This window comes from Nostoc sp., from assembly GCF_036917375.1.
Lineage (GTDB): Bacteria > Cyanobacteriota > Cyanobacteriia > Cyanobacteriales > Nostocaceae > Nostoc.
Genome location: NZ_JBALDN010000057.1, coordinates 50,998 through 69,877, shown reverse-complemented (window position 1 = coordinate 69,877; position 18,880 = coordinate 50,998). Strand labels below are relative to the sequence as shown.

Genomic DNA, 18,880 nt, shown 5'->3' with positions numbered 1-18,880 from the left:
AACCCGGCAAGTATTGGGTGTGGTTCAAATAGATGAAAGATGCTGTATATATAGTGTGAGATTATTTGATTTTTTCTTTCACCAGAACTACTACAATTACTATTGATGCTAGATAATGGGAAGGCTTTGACATTTTCTTGCCAATCTAGCCCGGAAACAATAACTAAGACTTATGCGAACTCACTATTGCGGCGAACTCCGAAAAGAACATATTGGAGAAACTGTTACCTTTTACGGATGGGTAGACCGTCGCCGCGATCATGGTGGTGTGATATTTTTAGATTTACGCGATCGCTCTGGAACTGTCCAAATCGTCAGCGATCCGCAACGCACCCCAGATTCTTACGAATATGCGAACGCCCTGCGAAATGAATATGTTGTCGAAATCACTGGTAGGGTAACACAACGTCCCGAAGAATCGTTGAATACCCGCATCCCCACAGGCGAGGTAGAAATCTACGCCGATAAAATTGAACTACTCAATGCTGTTCGCAAACAGTTACCTTTCCAAGTTTCTGTAGCTGACACCGAAACAGTACGAGAAGACTTACGGCTGAAATATCGTTATTTGGATTTGCGACGCGAACGTATGGCGCAAAATTTGCAACTGCGTCATCAAATTGTCAAAGCCATGCGTCGTTATTTAGAAGATTTGGAAGGTTTTATCGAAGTCGAAACCCCAATCCTTACCCGTTCTACGCCAGAAGGAGCGCGAGATTACGTTCTACCCAGTCGCGTCAATCCTGGTGAGTGGTATGCTTTGCCGCAATCACCCCAGCTATTTAAACAATTGCTGATGGTATCCGGCTTAGATAGATATTATCAAATTGCGCGTTGTTTTCGTGACGAAGACTTACGCGCCGATAGACAACCAGAATTCACGCAGTTGGACATGGAAATGAGCTTCATGTCCCAAGAAGAAATTATCGAACTAAATGAGAATTTAGTTTGCCATATCTACAAAACAGTTAAAGGCATTGAGTTACAGCGTCCTTTCCCCCGTCTGACTTATGCTGAGGGGATGGAACGTTATGGTAGTGATAAACCAGATACACGCTATGGTTTGGAATTAGTTGATGTCTCAGATATCGTCAAAGACTCTGGTTTTAAAGTCTTTCGGGACACTGTTACCAATGGTGGTATCGTCAAAATTCTGCCCATTCCCAACGGTAACGATGTAATTTCTAATGTCCGCATTAAACCAGGTGGCGATTTATTTAAAGAAGCCAGCGAAGCCGGTGCTAAAGGTTTAGCTTATATCCGCGTCAGGGATGATGGCGAAATTGACACCATTGGGGCGATTAAAGACAACTTAAGCGAAGAACAAAAACAAGAAATTTTGCGCCGTACAGGTGCAAAAGCTGGACATTTGCTGTTGTTTGGGGCAGGGGAAGCTGCTACAGTTAATAAAACATTAGATAGATTACGACAAGCGATCGCTAGAGAATTTAACTTAATCGATCCCGAAAAAATCAACTTGTTGTGGATTACAGATTTCCCGATGTTCGAGTGGAATGCTGACGAAAAACGTCTAGAAGCACTACACCACCCGTTCACAGCACCACATCCTGATGATTTGAGCGACTTAAAGACTGCACGCGCCCAAGCTTACGACTTGGTACTCAACGGCGTAGAAGTTGGCGGCGGAAGTCTGCGGATTTATCAGCGAGAAATTCAACAGCAAGTGTTTGAAGCGATTGGATTATCTCCTGAAGAAGCACAAAGTAAATTTGGCTTTCTTTTAGAAGCATTTGAATATGGTACACCGCCGCATGGTGGCATCGCCTACGGTTTAGATCGTTTGGTAATGTTGCTAGCTGGAGAAGAATCCATTCGGGATGTCATTGCTTTTCCGAAGACACAACAAGCACGTTGTTTGTTAACAGATGCGCCTTCGAGTGTGGATGCTAAACAGTTGAAAGAATTACACGTTGCTTCGACTTATAAACCAAAGTCTTAACTCGACTTTATCCAATTAGGCGGCATAAACAGCAATATTGTTTGTTTCGTTGCCGATACCAAACAAAGCCAACCCAAGGTGCGCTTTATCACCCGTTGTTTTGGAAACAAAACAAACCCTTTGCGCTCTTTGGGTTGGAGTACTACTTGTATAATCCAACGGCAATTTTGATTATTTTAATATTCAAAACTCAGTGACAATATTAACAATTTTATCTTCGGTGTCGTATCCAAAGTAGGTTGGGTAAATACCATCTCCATACCCTGATGAAAAGGCAATTATATTTAATTGGGTAGATTTATCTATACAAATATTTGCCCACTTCCATGAATTGTTCCTTAATTCATCTTGAATCAGGTCTATCAAGCTTTCTTCTTGGGGATTAGCAATGTATGCATAGTATATTGAATCGTCAAGAATTTTTACTGCATCAAAATCCATAAAGCAACCGACTCCAGAATCAACTGGATAACCCAAGGTGTCATTGTCTGTAAGCAAAGCTAGTTCTTCATCAGAGCAAATACCTAATTTCCAATTTACGGGAGTTTCTTCGCTAATACGAATTATGGCATAAGCCACTCTTTGATCATTATTTCTTGGATAATGCTCAACAATTAAGAAAACAGGATATTTACCAATTGGTAAAGACTTTTGAAAAGCTTCACTATCAGGAAAAGCAAGTGGATCGCAAGCTACTAATCTTCCTGAAGTTAAAATTAATTCTCCAACATAATGGGTTGTAAATGTAATATCTCCAATTGAACTAGATAGTTTCTCACCTCTTAAAGCTTTATAAAAATTAATAGTATCCATTTTTGTATAATGCTTGAAATAGACATTGTAGCATAAAATGCTTCAAACCCTTAGAATGCTTAAGTGCTTGATAGAACCTGTTATCTTTGATGAAGTTCAAAATGCAAATATTTTTTGCATTTAATCTGATTTATGCATTGGCTCTGAATGCAATTTGCTAGAATTACTATAGTTTTTGTTTCTGAAATCTGGAAGAAATCTAGCATTTTATTATTATGATTATGCGCCTTCCCACAATTGCTGCAACCTTTCTGGCCGCTAGTCTTGGTATCGGTACACTTTTGAGTATTGCTGCCCCAGCTTCGGCTCAAGAGATAATAACTTGTGCAAGCCAAAATAATCGAAGGAATACTTGTTCGGTAAATGCAAGAGGTCGAGTGAGGCTTGTTAGGCAATTGTCTAACACCAGTTGTAGAGGAAATTGGGGCTATCGGAGAAATCGTATTTGGGTGAAAAATGGTTGCCGAGCTGAGTTTTCAGTTGGCGATCGCAGAAACGACAGATATGACAGATACGATCGAAACGATAGATACGACAGATACGATCGAAACGATAGATACGACAGATACGATCGAAACGATAGATATGACAGATACGATCGAAACGATAGATATGACAGATAGGAGACTGGGTATTGCATCAATATAGATAGTTAAGCAGAACTTAAGAAACTTACTTCTGCTAACTTTTATAAGTAAAGCCCTTATCAACTCTAAGAGGGTATTGATTTCTATGTAGGTTAATCAGACATTGCTTTCGAGTGCGTGTCGAGTTGGCATTTATCCGGCGTTTCAAAACCTTTGGATAAATGTTTCTGGTATATACAGCGGATTTCAAGTTAATGAAGTACACAAGCTAGTCTAAAAGCCAAGTAAAAAGCTTGTTTTACTTCTGTTATTGCAGCGCGGCGTAGCCCATTCTGAATTCTGCTGTATTTTGACTTTTCAAACATCCTCTTGGGATTGACGAATAAAAAAATACTCAACTACTTCTTGTGAGGTGGGCTTCTCGCTATTAGCGTCAACTTAAGGCAGATGCCCTGTTAAGTCTTCTTTGCGTCTCTTGCTATTGCGATCGCTTCTTTTGTAGAAAAGCGATCGCAGTGCTTATTTTAAGTCGCGGATAAGATAAAAGAGTAACATCGCTCCTCACACACAAGTAGCAATGACCTCAACCCTGCGGAAACTTTCCCGTCTCAATGCTCCGACACTGCACCAGTTGCCCAATGGTTTGACAATCATTGCCGAGCAAATGCCAGTTGAAGCCGTAAACCTCAACTTATGGATTAAAGTTGGCTCTGCCGTAGAACCTGATGCCATTAACGGCATGGCTCACTTTTTAGAACACATGATTTTTAAAGGAACAGAACGACTGGCAAGCGGCGAGTTTGAACGTCGAATTGAAGAACGGGGTGCTGTCACCAATGCCGCTACTAGCCAAGACTATACTCATTACTATATAACTACTGCTCCCAAAGATTTTGCCGAGCTTGCGCCACTACAAATAGATGTAGTATCGAATGCGAGTATTCCCGATGATGCTTTTGAACGCGAACGATTGGTAGTTTTAGAAGAAATTAGGCGTTCAGAAGATAATCCCCAACGACGTACATATCGCCGGGCGATGGAAACAGCCTTTGATTATCTACCTTATCGCCGTGCGGTATTGGGGCCAGAATCGGTGATTGCCGGACTTAAACCCCAGCAGATGCGAGATTTTCATGCTAATTGGTATCAACCCCAGTCAATTACTGCTGTGGCTGTAGGCAATTTGCCCGTGGAAGAATTAATTGCAACTGTCGCTGAAGGATTTACAAAAGCCACTCGCAACTCCCCATTGCCCGGTACAGACGCGATTAATGGCGTATCTGCCCATTCTTCACTAAATCCTGAGTCCCCATTTACAGAAATTGTTCGTCAAGAATTTATCGATGAGAATCTGCAACAAGCAAGGCTAGTAATGGTTTGGCGAGTTCCCGGAATGACTCAGTTAGATCGTACCTATGGATTAGATGTTTTAGCCGGAATTTTGGGACACGGACGGACATCAAGACTAGTGAGAGATTTACGAGAAGAACGCGGATTAGTTTCTTCAATTTCTGTGAGCAACATGAGTAACGAGCTGCAAGGGATATTTTATATTTCAGCTAAATGTGCAGTAGAAAATTTAGCAGTTGTAGAAGATGCGATCGCTCAACACATTAGCAAACTACAAACAGAGTTGATAACAGAATCAGAAATTGCCCGTATACGGCAGCGAGTAGCTAACAGATTTATATTTGGCAACGAAACACCAAGCGATCGCTCTGGGTTGTATGGTTATTATCAATCTTTGGTGGGAGATTTGGAACCCGCCTTTAACTACCCAGCGATAATTCAGAGCCAAGACGCAACAGACTTGATGCAAGCAGCCAAAGAATATCTATCTCCTAGTGCTTATGGTGCAGTTTTTGTCAAGCCGTAAATTTAAAATTGGGAATAGGGCATGGGAAGGAGGTAGAGGGGCAGAGGGGCAGAGGGGAAAAACTTACTGCAACTTTCCCCTGCTCCCCTGCTCCCCTGCTCCCTTGCTCCCCTGCTCCCCCTGCTCCCTCATCCCTACTCCCCAATTTAATCATGTGGACTCAAATTGACACCCATATTAGCCAGGTGACTGGCGAAAAATTCCAGAGTCAGCAACGGCGATCGGTTGGTGGCGGGTGCATTAACCAAGGTTATGCTGTCTCTAATGGTGAGATAACATACTTCGTCAAACAAAACCTTGCATCCCAAATTGCCATGTTTGAAGCTGAGGCGTTAGGTTTAGAGGAAATGCTAGCAACAGCTAGTATTCGCGTTCCCAAACCAATTTGCTGGGGTACTGCTGATAATTCTAGTTACATCGTTCTGGAATGGTTGGAACTTGGCGGCGGTAACAGCAATTCATGGCAAGAAATGGGGCGCAAGTTAGCGGTAATGCATAAAGCTAGCAATAGTCAAGTTTTTGGTTGGAAAATTAACAATACCATTGGTTCCACACCTCAAATTAATACTTGGACAGCAGACTGGACAGAATTTTATATTAAACATCGCCTGGGTTATCAATTTCAGTTGGCAAGGCGACGGGGAGGTAATTTTGCCAAACAAGACAAGTTACTGGCAGCTATCCCTGAACTATTGGCGGATCATCAAGTGCAACCTTCCTTAGTACATGGCGATTTATGGGGCGGAAATGCTGGGTGTACTGCGTCGGGAGAACCAGTGATATTCGATCCGGCAACTTATTTTGCAGATAGAGAAGTTGATATCGCCATGACCGAATTATTTGGTGGTTTCCCCGCAGCGTTTTATAAGGGTTACAACGAAGTATTTCCTCTAGAGCCAGGCTATGAGCAGAGAAAAACGCTTTATAACCTGTATCACATTTTGAATCACTTCAATTTATTTGGGGGTAGTTACGATTCCCAAGCCAATAGGATGATTGACCAGATTTTACGATAACGGATGCGGATTAAATAAAGTGCAAAACTAGTGACACGGCGTTGCGGAAAGTGCCACGAGACACAAGGGAGCCAGTGCAGTCTTAGGGCAAAGCCCCAAGAGGAGCATCTAGCAGCGTCTTACTTCAATCGCACGTTTTTAAAGGTGGGTTCCCTTCTGCCTCCTGCCCCCTGCCTCCTGCCTTCTGAATTTGTCCTGGTGTCACAGACTCGATTGCGAGATTGATGGTATTTTACTTTTGCACAAACTCCTTTATCCCAATCGCATACAAGCTATGACACTCAATTTATATTTACTGCGACATGGAGAAACTACCTTTAGTCAAAGTGGTAATTTCTGCGGTGAAACTGATGCGGAGTTGACTTCTGAAGGGATGGAGATGGCATCCGCTTTTGCCGATATTTATCAACAATTGAAGTGGGAAGGAGTTTATGTTAGCCCGATGAAGCGTGCAATTGCAACTGCCAAGCCATTTTGTGATGCTATCGGTATGGATATGCAGTTGCGTGACGGACTTAGAGAAGGTAGTTACGGCGAATGGGAAAGGAAGAGTAAATCGTTTGCCCAAGAGAATTACGCAGAAAACTATCTAAAATGGGTGACAGAACCCGCTTGGAATGCACCACTAGGTGGAGAAACTGCGGTAGATATTGCTAACCGTTCTATGCCTGTAATTGCTGAAATTCAAGAAAAACATCCCCAAGGTAATGTTTTAGTAGTTTCCCATAAAGCCACGATTCGGATTATGCTTTGCAGTTTACTGGGAATTGATTTGGGACGCTATCGCTATCGGGTGAATATTTTGGTCGCGTCGGTAAGTATGGTTAAATTTGACGTTAATGGCCCTTTGTTAGAAATATTAGGCGATCGCCATCATATACCCGATAGTATTCGCTCTCGTCCGGGAACATAATAGTCTCTTAGAGACTTGCAAAAAATAAATTATCCCAAATTATTTCTAGATTTGTAGGGGCGCAAGGTCTTGCGCCCCTACAATTGGATATTTTTTTAACTGGAAGGCGCTACTTCGCCCGCCTTAATAGTGATCGCATGGGTTGACAAAGCCCTCAGTAAATAGGAAATTAATTTGATCGGGTATGAGAATTTCTGCCTTGCCGAACCGATTTATTTTCAGAGGTTCTAGCCTATATTATGCAAGATGCCTATCCCACAAGACTCAACTCCTGGTTTCGATATCGTATAACTGGCAAAGAGTGAGGAGTTTTTGTTTGAGGCGATCGCGCACATTCTCTGGTAATATCACTACACAATCTGGCGCATACTGCATGACTTCGCGCATAAACCAAAATGTACTAGATACTCGCCTGACAACTCGCCGGACTCGCGCTTTATCTGGTAGCCATTCATTAATGTTGTCTTCTGGTTTAGCTTGATAGGCAAAAGCCAAGCCAGCAAATAGATGCATTTCCACTTCTATCTCAGCTAAACTTCGCCAATTACCAGAAATTGGCATGACAGCAGCTTCTGTAATCCTGTCTAATCTTAAACTCCAGTTGTGAACCAGTTCTGGGATATCAAAGTTTCCTTCTGTCTCTTCGCACCAGCAATCAAGATATACCCGCTTTTCGTGGGGTGTAACTTTGGCATAGCGAACGGTAAAATTGAACACACGCTCTGCTGCATCTTGATAGGACAGCTGAAAAGGCTCTTCGCGCAAGATGTAGCGATCTATTTCTAAGCGCCAAGGTGGGGGCAAATTCTCTAGGAAACGTTCGATTTCGCCTCGCAACGGTAATGATAATTCGCTGCGTTCGAGAAGTAAGTTTGCAATGATTTGGGCTTGTTCAATTTGCCCGATGTCTGTCAATGCATTAATACATCTATGTAATGCCCTGATGCGTGGTTCTTTCCAATCGTTATTGTTACCGATGAGTAACTTACGTTGAGCGATCGCTTCTATCAGTTTAGAGATATTTGGGCGATCGCCCCACATCATACCGAATTCTAAGGCGATCGCTTCTAGCTCGGCTTTATCACGTTCTGATATCGACAGTGTAATAGATTGACCTTTTCGACTCATGTTTTATACGGACACTTTTATACGGATATATCTTGGCAACTTCTATTTTGCATGGCATTATAGGGAATAACAACGAGTTACGGACAGTTTTTAAGTAAATTGAAAAACTCGCACCATTGGTGCGAGAAATAGCCTGGAGATGTTTTATACCCATCTAAAAAACTGCAACCATTGGTTGCAGAAATTTGTGGGTGGTATTTAGCACATATATAAAAACTGCCACCATTAGTGGCAGAAATTGATTAGATTTACTAAATCTGTCATTCTTTTTGCATAAAAATTCCGATAAACCAGGCATTTACATAGCAATTTAAAGGATATGCCTGAAAATTACAGCATAAATCTCAAACCTGTTTATTCTAAAACCGTCCCTACTCCTGATGACGTGAAATTACCTAATGATTGGTCACTCTCTTGGCATCAAGTGGAAACTCTGAAGGCATTACGCAATCCAAGTATTGAGGTAATTTTCAACACTGCAATGACTGGAGATGGTAAAAGCTTGGCTGCTTATTTGCAGGCTATGACAAGTAGGACACCGACTCTAGCAATGTATCCAACAAACGAGTTAGCAAGAGATCAAGAAAAACAGGTTCAAGGATACAAAGATATTTTTAAACCTCAGAAAGATCCGCAAATAAGACGATTAACAGCAGCTATTTTGGAGAAAGATATAGCGACTGGTAAACTCTCTTCTAAACGAGATGGGATAGAAGACTTTTCTATTAACTATGAAATTTTGCTAACCAACCCTGACATTTTTCATTACATCCATAATTTTTACTATTTGAGAGAAAAAATAGATAACCCTGACAGGTTATTCAGACGTATAGACGAGAATTACAAATTATTTATATATGATGAATTTCATGTTTTTTCATCTCCGCAAATAGCTAGTGTAATCAATACAATACTTTTAATGAGACACACTGGGAGTCCAAACAAGAAATTTCTTTTTCTTTCTGCAACACCTAATGAATTGCTCAAGAGTTATTTTCAAAAAGCTGGAATAGAACCGAAGATTATCGATCCGGTTGATGTTGGAGCTTACAAATTTTCATCAGATGATTCAAACAATGGGTGGCGGCAGATTAGTCAACCTATTAACTTATGCTTTGCTCAAGGAATAGAGCCTAATCTGAGTTCTAGCTACAAATGGATAGAAGAAAATGCTGAAACGGTGATTTTAAAGTTTTTTCAAGACTATCCTAACAGCAAAGGTGCAATTATTCTCAATTCCATCGCAGCAGTTAAAAAGCTCATAGACAAGTTAAAACCTATTTTTGAACCGCGATGGAAGGTTAGAGAAAATACTGGCTTAACAGGAGAAACAGAAAAGTCTCAATCAGTTGCCGAAGCAGATTTACTTTTGGGTACATCTACAATTGATGTTGGCGTGGACTTTCGGATTAATTTTTTAGTTTTTGAAGCTGCTGATGCAGGAAATTTTATTCAACGATTTGGTAGACTTGGCAGACATAAAGGTTTTGAAACTTATCAAGCTTACGCATTAATACCTAACTTTCTTGTTGCAAGGCTATTTACAGATAAATCTCATCCTTTACAAGATCGTAAAACTTATGAGCGCGTTAATTTTAACAATGCCATTAATGAATTTTGGACATTTAAAAATCAGTTTGAGCGATATCCTCAACGATGGGGTGGTATTCAATCAGCTTATATCTATTCAAAGCTGCAAGGAAACCATCATATCAAAGAGAAATATCCAGAGGTAGCTAAGAAATTTGGTACTAGTGTACAAAATGCTTTAGGAATTAGCATTAAACAGATGAATGCACAGTTTTATCGCTGCCAGAGTGAAGGAAAAACAAAAATTATCGATGAGGCTAGGAGTTTTCGGGGAAGTAGCCAGTTAGATTGTGCAATTTATGACTGCACTAATCCAGATGAGCCAGAAGCAGAAAGATTTAAAATGTATAATCTTCCTGGCATTCTCAATAACTTTATTTTCGAGTTATGGGATAAAAATAGCTATATGGAAAAAGCCGAGAAAGCTGGAGTGATTACTACTCGCTTTGATAAAGCTTTGTGTTATTTAAAGTTCAAAGGCTATCGAGATGTGCGGGAAGATTGGCACTTTTATTATCCAGGGAATCTAAGAGAATTAGCTAAATCTGGTAAGGTGCAAGTTTTACCAGATAAAGAACACGAACTACAAGGTTTAGAGATTTCCCAACGACACGGCTACGGTATCAACCAAATTATTGATGCTGTGAGTAGACGTAAACTAGTGTGCTTCATTTCAGACCGCGATCGCAACTTTTTACGCGCCACTCTCGGATTACCTATGCACTTTCAAGCTTACCCCCTCACTAACGAGCCAGAGGATAAAAGTCCTCGCTACACCATTACTTTTGGACAAGATGCGCTGTTATTGGAAACCTTAACTTGGCATTGGAAACCAAAAGACTATGAAGGATGGATATGTTAGAACTAGAGGCTATTAGAGGTGAAGCTACATGACTAATAATGATTTGCTTTCTCGTATTTCCATCGATCCAAATATTTGTTTTGGTAAACCGTGCATTCGCGGACACCGGATTTGGGTATCACTAATTTTGGATTATTTAGCTGGTGGTACAACAATTGAAGAAGTTCTTGAAGCTTATCCAAGCATAGAAAGAGAAGATGTACTGGCTTGTATTGCTTACGGTGCAGAGATGGCGCGGGATGTTTTTGTGGAACTTCCTATAACAAAAAAGAAGGAAGCAAGTGCGTGAAATTAAAGCTAGATGAAAATATCGACTTGCGCGTTGTAACTTTATTGCAATTAGCAGGACACGATGTTGCAACAGTACCAGGACAAGGCTTAAGTTCTGCACCCGATCCCGAAATTATTGAGGTTTGTCGCCGTGAGGGTAGATGTTTAATCACTTGCGATCGCTCAATCATTCTTCCATCCTCAACACCTGCAAATATGCTAACAATAACTACCACGTTGAAATGGAGAAAACACAGAAAAATATCCCTAGTTTTGGCAGAGCAAAAGAAATAGCACCAGAAAGTCTATTTGAGTTTTTTGTCATTTCCCAAAAAGAACTCAAATTACCAAAGTGGATTCGCTTGGGTAAATGGATGAGCAAGGCTGAAGTAACGGTTGAACCATTACCGAAACCTAAAATTGCTGAAGGTATATTCACTTGTACACATCCATTAAATCCTTTAGATGTCATGTTCACGAATCAAGTGATTAGCTATGATGTTGTGAATATGCCTCCAGTTAGCTTAATTCAAAATGTGCAAATGCGAGGTCAATACTATCAATTTGATGGCATTGAAAACTTAAAAATTCCAGTTCAGATACAATATCGGTTTCGGAGTTAATTACTTCCCAAAACCTTTACTACGGCTTTTATTTTTTCGAGGCTCTATCGTCATTAACTCGGCTTTAAAACCTCTGGAATCTTGCAACATTAATTTACGTATTCGCTGGCGTTGGTAAGCCTGCACTTCAGCCGCTAGGGGATGATTAGAGTCAATTTTTAGGTGAGTAATAGAAGAAACATATTTTTCTTTACTTTCGGGATTATTTGGATCTTTTAGTCCGCACATAATCCCGCCTTCATCTCCTGAATAACCAACGAAATCAATTTCAAACTCTCTATCTGGATCGGCGTTTACTCCTTTTTGCTTTAATGTCTTCAAAAACTCCTTCCCTGCTCGTGCTTTAATGGGTAAGTTCTCTTTCAGTTTTTCAGTTAGTGCCTTTGCTGTATTGTAATCATCAATTCTCATTGGTCTTTCTCGCTATGTAGTTTTTCTCACTTAAAAGAATACTACTATCATCACTCAACAGTCTTTAAAATTTTAGATACCACACTCAGCGATCGCTCTTCTATCCCCAGTGAAACACTATCAACAACAAACCAACGCCTTCCCCAGCGATTATCTAAACAACTTGTGGGGAGAAATCCAAGCTTGTCCTTACTTTGCTATCAATAACCTCAACCGCGATTTTGTCGCCACTAAAGGATTTTCTGTAGTATTTCAGCGTTCTGGATTAGCAAAAGTAGAACAGCAGTTTCCCTACTTCAAACCTTACCTAGATTTAGCTCTCCAACCAAGTTGTAATGCTTTTTACCTCAATCCTTTACAGCTAAAGGAAGGCTCCCGCGTCGATCCGCATATCGATCGCTCCCTGCGTTCCTACTCCAAAACCATTGAACCGCCTGCGGTTGTCAGTGTCCTTTATGTGCGCGTACCTGCGGATATGGAAGGGGGAGAACTGGTATTGCGATCGCACAAACGCCAACTTGGGCAAATTAAGCCCCAATTCAATACTTTAGTTTATTTTCAAGGTGATTTAACCCATTCGGTTAACGCTGTCAAAACCCCAGGAAATCGCTTAAGTTTAGTTTGTGAACAGTATAGTTTGAGTGATGCTGAACTTCAGGAAATCCCTGAGTTTACTGTAGAGTCAAGAAGCACTCAGTCTACAACCAAAAAGAGAAAGTATGCCTCATAGTTTAGTGTTGAATTTGCTACCTCAATCGCCCATTCCACCACAATATCTTACAGGTAGACATCTCCACGCTTTATTTTTAACCCTCGTTAGTTCTGTAGATAGCACATTAGGCGATCGCTTGCATGATTCCACCGCAGATAAAGCTTTCACCCTCTCCCCTTTACAAATTAATAATACAAACTCTCCCCTTTTGAAAGGTGGTAAAGGGGGATCTAAATTGCAATATTCACATCAACAACCCATTCCCGCCGGAACTCCTTGTTGGTGGCGTATCTCTTTATTAGATGACACTCTATTTGGCAAACTTACCCAACTTTGGCTAAATCTTAATCCCAATCGCCCTTGGCATCTTGGCCCGGCTGACTTGTATATTACCAGCATTCAAGGCACACCCCAATCTATTCAACCTTGGGCGAATGCCAGTACTTACGCTCAATTATACGAAGAAGCTAACGAGCGCAATTCTTCCATTAATCTTACCTTTTCCACACCTACCGCCTTCCGTCAAGGACAGTATGATACTACCCTTCCTACCAGAGAATCTGTTTTCAATTCTCTACTTTCGCGGTGGAATAAGTACAGTGGCATAGAATTTACTCAGATTGCGATCGAGTCAATATTTCCCTCATTTGTCAATATTCACACAGAAATATTAGCTGATTCTCGCAGCAAATTTATCGGCATTATTGGCGAAGTTACTTATAAAATTTTAGGGGTAGTTGAACCAATACAAATTAAGCAAATTAACGCTTTAGCTGACTTTGCTTTATATACTGGTGTCGGCAGAAAAACAACAATGGGCATGGGAATGACGCGGCGGCTGTATTCTCCCTAATTTCAATAATCATTTAAAAACCACCTAAGTTATGAATCAAACTGAATATATTTCTATTGCGGCATTGAATCAATATGCCTATTGTCCGCATCGCTGAGGACAATAAGATTGCTATAATGTTTGAACATCAATTCATCAAAAAACTGACTTCCGTATTTTGAGCATTAAATGAGCATTATGACTAATAGCAGCAAAACACCAACTGGTAAGTCTAAAAAAGGTCAAGTAGCAGTCAGAGTAGATTCAGGAAGTATCAAGGCTTGTTTTCCTAGAAGCTACTGCAATAAAGGGCAAATAAAGATAGCTACGGGTATTTCACTGGTCGATGGTTGGGAGAGTAAAGCGAATCAGTTGCAGAGACGGCTACAGATTGAACTTGAGGACGGGAAGCTGGACGACGGTCAAGGGAATTTTGACCTGGGTCGGTATCAGGAGATTTTGAAGGAGTACGGGTTAAAAGCTAGCCTGAGGAAAACATCGTTAAGCGCTGTAGTATCAGACGACCAGTTACCGCCTAAACCCGATCTATCCCTAGTGGAAGTATGGGATATGTATTGTTCATTCAGGAGAGAGAGTCTATCTGAAACTGTATATCAATTAAAATTTAGGGGAGAATATTTACGCGCCATAAAAAAATCACTTGATGAAATCGGTGAACATCCTTTAGAGATGCGTAACTGGTTATTAAAAAATTACAGTCATCCAACAGTTAAGCGAATTCTGTCTTGTTTGTCAGAAGCTTATCGATTAGCTATTAAACAAAAAATGGTTAGTCAAAATCTCTTTGATGGAATGGCGGAAGATATCAATACCAAGACTAAGCGCAACCGCATCATTGACCAAAGTAAAGAGATAGAAAGTGATGACGATGTACTGGACAAGAGTAAAGCTTATACGTGGGATGAGGCACAAGAAATATTAAAATACATTCAAGATGATAGTAATAGGGTCAAACATTATTACTATCTTATTAAATTTAAGTTTCTTACTGGTTGCAGAACGGGTGAAGCGATTGCTCTTTGGTGGACAGACATTGAATGGGAGAGAGAAAGAATACTGTTGAGAAGAAATTACAACAATCGTCTTAAAATTTATAAGTCCACCAAAAACGACACAATACGTATGTTTCCCATGCCCAAGGATGGTGAATTGTGGAATCTTTTAAAATCCATTCCACAAGGTGAACCGAACGAAAATCTATTCAAAAACAAGGCAGGGAAACCAGTGAATGTTGACTCGCTACAACGTGTATGGCACGGATATGAGGTATCTCGCAACAAAGGCATTATTCCTGAGTTAATCAAACAAGGTAAGGTAAAAAAATACTTACCTTGCTACAACACGCGCCACACATTTATCACTCATCAAATATTTGACTTGGGACGGGATGCAGCAATAGTTAATACGTGGTGCGAACATAGTGAAGAGATGTCAAAGAAACATTACAGGGATATTGCAAAATATGCAACTCAAATCAACCCAGAGATACCCGCTAATCAGCAAGCCCAACAACAAACCGAACTCGACCTACTAAAAGAGGAATTCAGAAAACAGCAAGAGCTAATTGAACAACTTCTTAAGGACAAGTAATAGCAAACAAAGGGAAGGTACACTAGATACCCTCCCTTATTTTTTGTACGTCGTTAATAAACGTCGTTTTAAACGACCTGTGTAAACGTCGTTAATAGAATTACACTGGTACGAGCGCTGAATGTTTGTGTGTTGTGTCCAATAAAAACACATTCTGCTTACGACCGGGGATTTCAACGTAAGCGTAACGGAATCGTACCGTTTCAATCGGTCTATAGCGCTTCTTTTTCTCTGTTCTACCGTACACCGTATGCGTCCCCGGTGTCGTAGTATTGCTTTTCGTCGGTACGCTTTCCGTCAAATTATCTTCATTGTAGACCACGTCTTGACATTCCAGTAAACGACGTATCAAATCCACGCTATCGGTATCACTATTGCCGTACAATCGTAATTCGTACCCTTTAGACTTGTCTTTGTAATAGTAGATGTGCTTGCCCTTGACGAACGTAATCCCCTTACCTGCTTCGATAAAGTGTGTATGTATTTTCGTTGCTAGCGTCACGGCATTCGATTTCGTGAACGTTTCGGGCGTCTCGTTCATCAGTCTGAAAGAGCATTCCATGTCAACGAACGGTTCGTTAATTGTGACCGATGACCTGTCTTGCGAGAAGTAGAAACACACCTTTGGATGCCCTGTTACCGGTGCTTCAATATCATTGAGACTGCCATGATATACCGCCAGGTCGCTTCTATCAAATCCAAGGATGTCATATAAAAGCTTTATTCGTAGATTTGTATCAGCAGCACTGTCCCCTTCTTGCATATAACAAGCCGTTCTTAATGAGTAACGCCCTGTAGAAACGTTCGGTTCCCAGGTGTCTCCGAGGTCTTTGAAGTAATTCAACACGTTTTTGTTGTGCTGCTTTTTGATCGTGTCCTGTAAATGCTCTGTGGATGAAAAATCGTCTGGTAGTGTCATATGTTTTAAACGTCGTAAAACAACGTCGTTAAAAACGACGTTATAAAACGTCGTTGTGAAAATAAGGTATCGTCGTTATTCATTTGCATTCGCTTTATCGGCATCGGATAATTCCGGTGAGACGGACGCTGCCTTTACTGCGATCGCTTTTGCACTCTCAACCGCTGCTACTGGTGTTTCAATTCCCGGTACACCGTTAGGAGGTTGACCGAGGTTTGTTTTTAGTTCGTTTACCGCTTCAACGCCAGAATTCACCTGTTGAACAATATCTACCGGCACTTGTACGACGGCTTGTATAGTACTTGCGTCCTGTTGAACGTTCTCAAGGAACGTGAACAACTTACCAAATTTGTAATTCGGTTGTGGATTAAAGCGCTCATAGAATCCCTCTCCGATGGTACGGAATTGGAGTAAACCGTTTCCGATTTTACCGGTCATACTTCCGATCATCTCAAGTGCGTTTATCACCGTCTGACCAAGTGACGTAACGGCGTTAAATACGTTTGCAGTGCTCTGATATATCCTGTTCACTTTTGCCCAATCTTGCGTTAACGTCGTGTACTGTTCTGCTCCGATAGCGTCCTTGATAAGGTCTTCCGTCGTCTTGCCGATAATCGCTCCGAGGTCTATCGGTGTACCATCCACACCCTTTGGAAGGATGAAACCTACGACGGTATTAATGATTTGTCCGAGCGTCTGTCCGATATTGGCGGAAAGCATTAATGCGTTGTGTAACGTCGTAGCAAGGGTAAGTAAGCCAATTGCTTTGTCGATATATGTGTTTTCTGCAATTTGCTGCATGAAACCTGAAATGCCACCGGTCACTTGTGCCCCAAGTTTACCGTTGATAGTGTTCAGTAGCGCTAGCTGTGCAGCACTGCCAGCGGTGTTTAAACCCGACAGTGCAGCGTTAAGTTCATCGAGTTTATCACCGTTCGCTTTTGCGGCGTCTTCTGCTTTTTTGATTGGTGCACCAAGACATCCAGTAGGTTGAGATATTTCGCATACCGCACCCTGTACGTCGTCTCTATTTGCCTGTCGCACATTTGGATTACTTGCGATCGCGTTCGGTATACCCTGTATTGCCGGCGTTAACGCTGCTAATGCCGTGGCGATCGCAGTCAGTTGTCCCAATTGTGCTTTAATGTCGTCCTGTTGTTTCTCGTTCGCTGCCTGTTCCGGTGTTTTTGGTGTCGGTTGTGATTTCGATTTCGGTACGGGTGAATGAGCATCGGACAATGGTATCGGTTTAGCGGTATCTGGCACATACGCAGGGAACGCATAAATCCCAGGATTTAACGATGTCGTGGACGCCTCACCACTTGAAAGCATCGGTGTAATGCGTGGTACAGCGACATCTTCAGGTTCGGCAAACGGTAACGATTGTTTCTGCGGTAACGGTTGCATCCGTGGAAGCATGCCACCGAGATTTGACGTCTGTTGCGTTGGGTTCGGCAAGTACGACGGCACAAGTCCACCATGACCGACAAAACCACGCGCACCATTTGGCGTATTATTTGATGGCATTGACGGAGCGACAGAGTGTGTTTCCCCTTTGTTTTTTCCTGCGGATGGTTTACCGGATGGAATAGCATTATCGTCCCCGATCGGGGAAGAATCATACCTGTACGGAGAGTTGTCCGGTGGTGGCGACGGAGAACCGTTTTCGGGATATATGTCTATCGCTCCGTCTTTGCGGACTACGGATGCAATCTTCCATCGACTAGTAGAGTCTCCGAGATCGAAAACGACGTTACCATTCGAGCTTACGAATTTCGCATTATACCTGTTGGTATCTACTTGCGTTTCTTTTATGCCGATCAGCTGCCCGTACAATTCAAAGGTACGAACGTCTGTGACCTCCCCAAGAGAATTGAATTTCTGGAGGGAAACAATGTACAAAATTCCCGGCGATTGTCCGTATGCCGTTGTTGTATAGTTTGGGGTATAAGATTCAAGATGCGCAGTAGTAGATGGTAGTGGCTGTGGAAGTAATGCATTCGCAAGATATCCGCCAACGAAACCACCGACCATCGAACCGACGTATCCACCGATCACTCCACCAACAGCAGTACCGATTAAACCACCTGCAACACTCGCACCCGTTACGATCACTGTTGACGTTGCAGCCTGTTGTACGCTCTGCCCTGCGATTAACGCACCGGCGAATGTTAAGCCAGCACCAACGCCGGGAATAACGAGTCTACCTGCTGCTTGTGGTAACGATTTCGGTAGTGATTGTCCAATGCCGCCGACAGCATTACCAATTGATTCCCGTATCGCCGCCGATCGTGGTGTAGCGGTAGGTTCTACTAGAGAATCCCCACGAGCAGATGTACCGTTCGGCGTTGGCGGTGGACTGCCAGTAGACGGCGGTGGACTCCACTCTTCTATCGTTGATGGAGCCAGGAATTTCTTTTCGTAATCCCTCGATGATACTATCGGCTGCGCTATCTCGTTCGATCGTGTTTTTAGCAGAGAAAGATTACGTGCAATCTCACGTTCTCTCAATGCGTTCATTCTTGCGTTGTACGCTTCATTTTCTTCGCGAAATAGTGTTTGCCGCCTAGCTTCTTCACTGCGGTAGTGAGCTAATTCGCCCGGAGACAAAGCACCTGTTTTATCCTTGTCTACGAGTTGCCCTAACGGTAACTTTAATGGGGTCGCTGTTGTCGGACGCTCAGTCAATGCCCCGTACATATCGGCGTCAGCGTAATCGAGAGACGTAAATTGCCGGGGATTAAGAGCGTCACTCAT

General features: G+C 41.9%; 15 protein-coding genes and 2 pseudogenes. 12 read left to right on the top strand and 5 right to left on the bottom strand.

Annotation, left to right across the window (positions count from 1 at the left end; genetic code table 11):
- Nucleotides 1-172 precede the first annotated feature (172 nt).
- Nucleotides 173-1,960 carry an aspartate--tRNA ligase gene (gene aspS, locus V7K45_RS15570; protein ID WP_335004868.1) on the top strand — a complete coding sequence of 596 codons (1,788 nt, stop codon included), beginning with the start codon at nucleotides 173-175 and terminating at the stop codon, nucleotides 1,958-1,960.
- A gap of 183 nt (nucleotides 1,961-2,143) precedes the next feature.
- Here the strand turns inward: aspS and V7K45_RS15565 are convergent, their stop codons facing one another.
- Entirely contained in the window at nucleotides 2,144-2,773 is a 630-nt protein-coding gene (locus V7K45_RS15565; RefSeq protein ID WP_335004866.1) for a DUF4241 domain-containing protein, read from the bottom strand.
- A gap of 215 nt (nucleotides 2,774-2,988) precedes the next feature.
- Between V7K45_RS15565 and V7K45_RS15560 the strand changes: the two genes are divergently transcribed.
- From V7K45_RS15560 to V7K45_RS15545, 4 genes are all read left to right on the top strand, one after another.
- The gene (locus V7K45_RS15560) at nucleotides 2,989-3,396 is read left to right on the top strand and encodes a DUF3011 domain-containing protein (protein ID WP_335004863.1); all 408 of its coding nucleotides are present in this window, start codon (nucleotides 2,989-2,991) and stop codon (nucleotides 3,394-3,396) included.
- A gap of 541 nt (nucleotides 3,397-3,937) precedes the next feature.
- The gene (locus V7K45_RS15555; RefSeq protein ID WP_335004861.1) at nucleotides 3,938-5,236 is read left to right on the top strand and encodes a M16 family metallopeptidase; all 1,299 of its coding nucleotides are present in this window, start codon (nucleotides 3,938-3,940) and stop codon (nucleotides 5,234-5,236) included.
- Nucleotides 5,237-5,388: 152 nt separating this feature from the next.
- Nucleotides 5,389-6,252 carry a fructosamine kinase family protein gene (locus tag V7K45_RS15550; RefSeq protein WP_335004859.1) on the top strand — a complete coding sequence of 288 codons (864 nt, stop codon included), beginning with the start codon at nucleotides 5,389-5,391 and terminating at the stop codon, nucleotides 6,250-6,252.
- Nucleotides 6,253-6,526: 274 nt separating this feature from the next.
- Nucleotides 6,527-7,165 carry a histidine phosphatase family protein gene (locus V7K45_RS15545; protein ID WP_335004857.1) on the top strand — a complete coding sequence of 213 codons (639 nt, stop codon included), beginning with the start codon at nucleotides 6,527-6,529 and terminating at the stop codon, nucleotides 7,163-7,165.
- A 264-nt stretch (nucleotides 7,166-7,429) separates the two neighbouring features.
- Here V7K45_RS15545 and V7K45_RS15540 read toward each other — a convergent pair whose 3' ends face one another.
- Nucleotides 7,430-8,293, bottom strand: coding sequence for a WYL domain-containing protein (locus V7K45_RS15540; RefSeq protein WP_335004855.1), 864 nt, complete (start codon nucleotides 8,291-8,293; stop codon nucleotides 7,430-7,432).
- A 319-nt stretch (nucleotides 8,294-8,612) separates the two neighbouring features.
- On the opposite strand from V7K45_RS15540, the gene cas3 reads away from it, so the two are divergent.
- The 4 genes and pseudogenes from cas3 to cas5d all read left to right on the top strand — a co-directional run.
- A complete protein-coding gene (gene cas3 / locus V7K45_RS15535) occupies nucleotides 8,613-10,745 on the top strand; it encodes a type I-D CRISPR-associated helicase Cas3' (RefSeq protein WP_335004853.1) in 2,133 nt (710 codons plus the stop codon).
- 28 nt (nucleotides 10,746-10,773) lie between these two features.
- Nucleotides 10,774-11,034 carry a DUF433 domain-containing protein gene (locus V7K45_RS15530; RefSeq protein ID WP_335004851.1) on the top strand — a complete coding sequence of 87 codons (261 nt, stop codon included), beginning with the start codon at nucleotides 10,774-10,776 and terminating at the stop codon, nucleotides 11,032-11,034.
- Nucleotides 11,031-11,198 (top strand): annotated as a pseudogene (locus V7K45_RS15525) (DUF5615 family PIN-like protein); the annotation flags it as partial. The gene V7K45_RS15530 and the pseudogene V7K45_RS15525, both read left to right, overlap by 4 nt.
- Nucleotides 11,192-11,638: pseudogene (gene cas5d, locus V7K45_RS15520) on the top strand (type I-D CRISPR-associated protein Cas5/Csc1); the annotation flags it as partial. The pseudogenes V7K45_RS15525 and cas5d, both read left to right, overlap by 7 nt.
- Here cas5d and V7K45_RS15515 read toward each other — a convergent pair.
- Nucleotides 11,639-12,049 carry a hypothetical protein gene (locus V7K45_RS15515; RefSeq protein WP_335004849.1) on the bottom strand — a complete coding sequence of 137 codons (411 nt, stop codon included), beginning with the start codon at nucleotides 12,047-12,049 and terminating at the stop codon, nucleotides 11,639-11,641.
- A 109-nt stretch (nucleotides 12,050-12,158) separates the two neighbouring features.
- On the opposite strand from V7K45_RS15515, the gene V7K45_RS15510 reads away from it, so the two are divergent.
- The 3 genes from V7K45_RS15510 to V7K45_RS15500 all read left to right on the top strand — a co-directional run bounded on the left by V7K45_RS15510 (nucleotide 12,159) and on the right by V7K45_RS15500 (nucleotide 15,204).
- A complete protein-coding gene (locus tag V7K45_RS15510; RefSeq protein ID WP_322713630.1) occupies nucleotides 12,159-12,779 on the top strand; it encodes a 2OG-Fe(II) oxygenase in 621 nt (206 codons plus the stop codon).
- Nucleotides 12,769-13,614, top strand: a complete 846-nt coding sequence (gene cas6, locus V7K45_RS15505) for a CRISPR-associated endoribonuclease Cas6 (protein WP_335004846.1) — start codon at nucleotides 12,769-12,771, stop codon at nucleotides 13,612-13,614. Before V7K45_RS15510 ends, cas6 begins: the two co-directional genes overlap by 11 nt.
- A gap of 177 nt (nucleotides 13,615-13,791) precedes the next feature.
- Entirely contained in the window at nucleotides 13,792-15,204 is a 1,413-nt protein-coding gene (locus tag V7K45_RS15500) for a tyrosine-type recombinase/integrase (RefSeq protein ID WP_335004844.1), read from the top strand.
- 100 nt (nucleotides 15,205-15,304) lie between these two features.
- Here the strand turns inward: V7K45_RS15500 and V7K45_RS15495 are convergent, their stop codons facing one another.
- Together V7K45_RS15495 and V7K45_RS15490 are read right to left on the bottom strand one after the other, a co-directional pair.
- Nucleotides 15,305-16,123 (bottom strand): hypothetical protein, encoded by an 819-nt coding sequence (locus tag V7K45_RS15495; protein ID WP_335004842.1) that lies wholly within the window; start codon nucleotides 16,121-16,123, stop codon nucleotides 15,305-15,307.
- 75 nt (nucleotides 16,124-16,198) lie between these two features.
- Nucleotides 16,199-18,880 carry a hypothetical protein gene (locus V7K45_RS15490; RefSeq protein WP_335004840.1) on the bottom strand — a complete coding sequence of 894 codons (2,682 nt, stop codon included), beginning with the start codon at nucleotides 18,878-18,880 and terminating at the stop codon, nucleotides 16,199-16,201.

Excerpts from the sequence above, each read along its gene's own strand:
- aspS (WP_335004868.1), top strand. The coding sequence starts at position 173 with ATGCGAACTCACTATTGCGGCGAACTCCGAAAAGAACATATTGGAGAA.
- V7K45_RS15565 (WP_335004866.1), bottom strand. The coding sequence starts at position 2,773 with ATGGATACTATTAATTTTTATAAAGCTTTAAGAGGTGAGAAACTATCT.
- V7K45_RS15560 (WP_335004863.1), top strand. The coding sequence starts at position 2,989 with ATGATTATGCGCCTTCCCACAATTGCTGCAACCTTTCTGGCCGCTAGT.
- V7K45_RS15555 (WP_335004861.1), top strand. The coding sequence starts at position 3,938 with ATGACCTCAACCCTGCGGAAACTTTCCCGTCTCAATGCTCCGACACTG.
- V7K45_RS15550 (WP_335004859.1), top strand. The coding sequence starts at position 5,389 with ATGTGGACTCAAATTGACACCCATATTAGCCAGGTGACTGGCGAAAAA.
- V7K45_RS15545 (WP_335004857.1), top strand. The coding sequence starts at position 6,527 with ATGACACTCAATTTATATTTACTGCGACATGGAGAAACTACCTTTAGT.
- V7K45_RS15540 (WP_335004855.1), bottom strand. The coding sequence starts at position 8,293 with ATGAGTCGAAAAGGTCAATCTATTACACTGTCGATATCAGAACGTGAT.
- cas3 (WP_335004853.1), top strand. The coding sequence starts at position 8,613 with ATGCCTGAAAATTACAGCATAAATCTCAAACCTGTTTATTCTAAAACC.
- V7K45_RS15530 (WP_335004851.1), top strand. The coding sequence starts at position 10,774 with ATGACTAATAATGATTTGCTTTCTCGTATTTCCATCGATCCAAATATT.
- V7K45_RS15515 (WP_335004849.1), bottom strand. The coding sequence starts at position 12,049 with ATGAGAATTGATGATTACAATACAGCAAAGGCACTAACTGAAAAACTG.
- cas6 (WP_335004846.1), top strand. The coding sequence starts at position 12,769 with ATGCCTCATAGTTTAGTGTTGAATTTGCTACCTCAATCGCCCATTCCA.
- V7K45_RS15500 (WP_335004844.1), top strand. The coding sequence starts at position 13,792 with ATGACTAATAGCAGCAAAACACCAACTGGTAAGTCTAAAAAAGGTCAA.
- V7K45_RS15495 (WP_335004842.1), bottom strand. The coding sequence starts at position 16,123 with ATGACACTACCAGACGATTTTTCATCCACAGAGCATTTACAGGACACG.
- V7K45_RS15490 (WP_335004840.1), bottom strand. The coding sequence starts at position 18,880 with ATGAGTGACGCTCTTAATCCCCGGCAATTTACGTCTCTCGATTACGCT.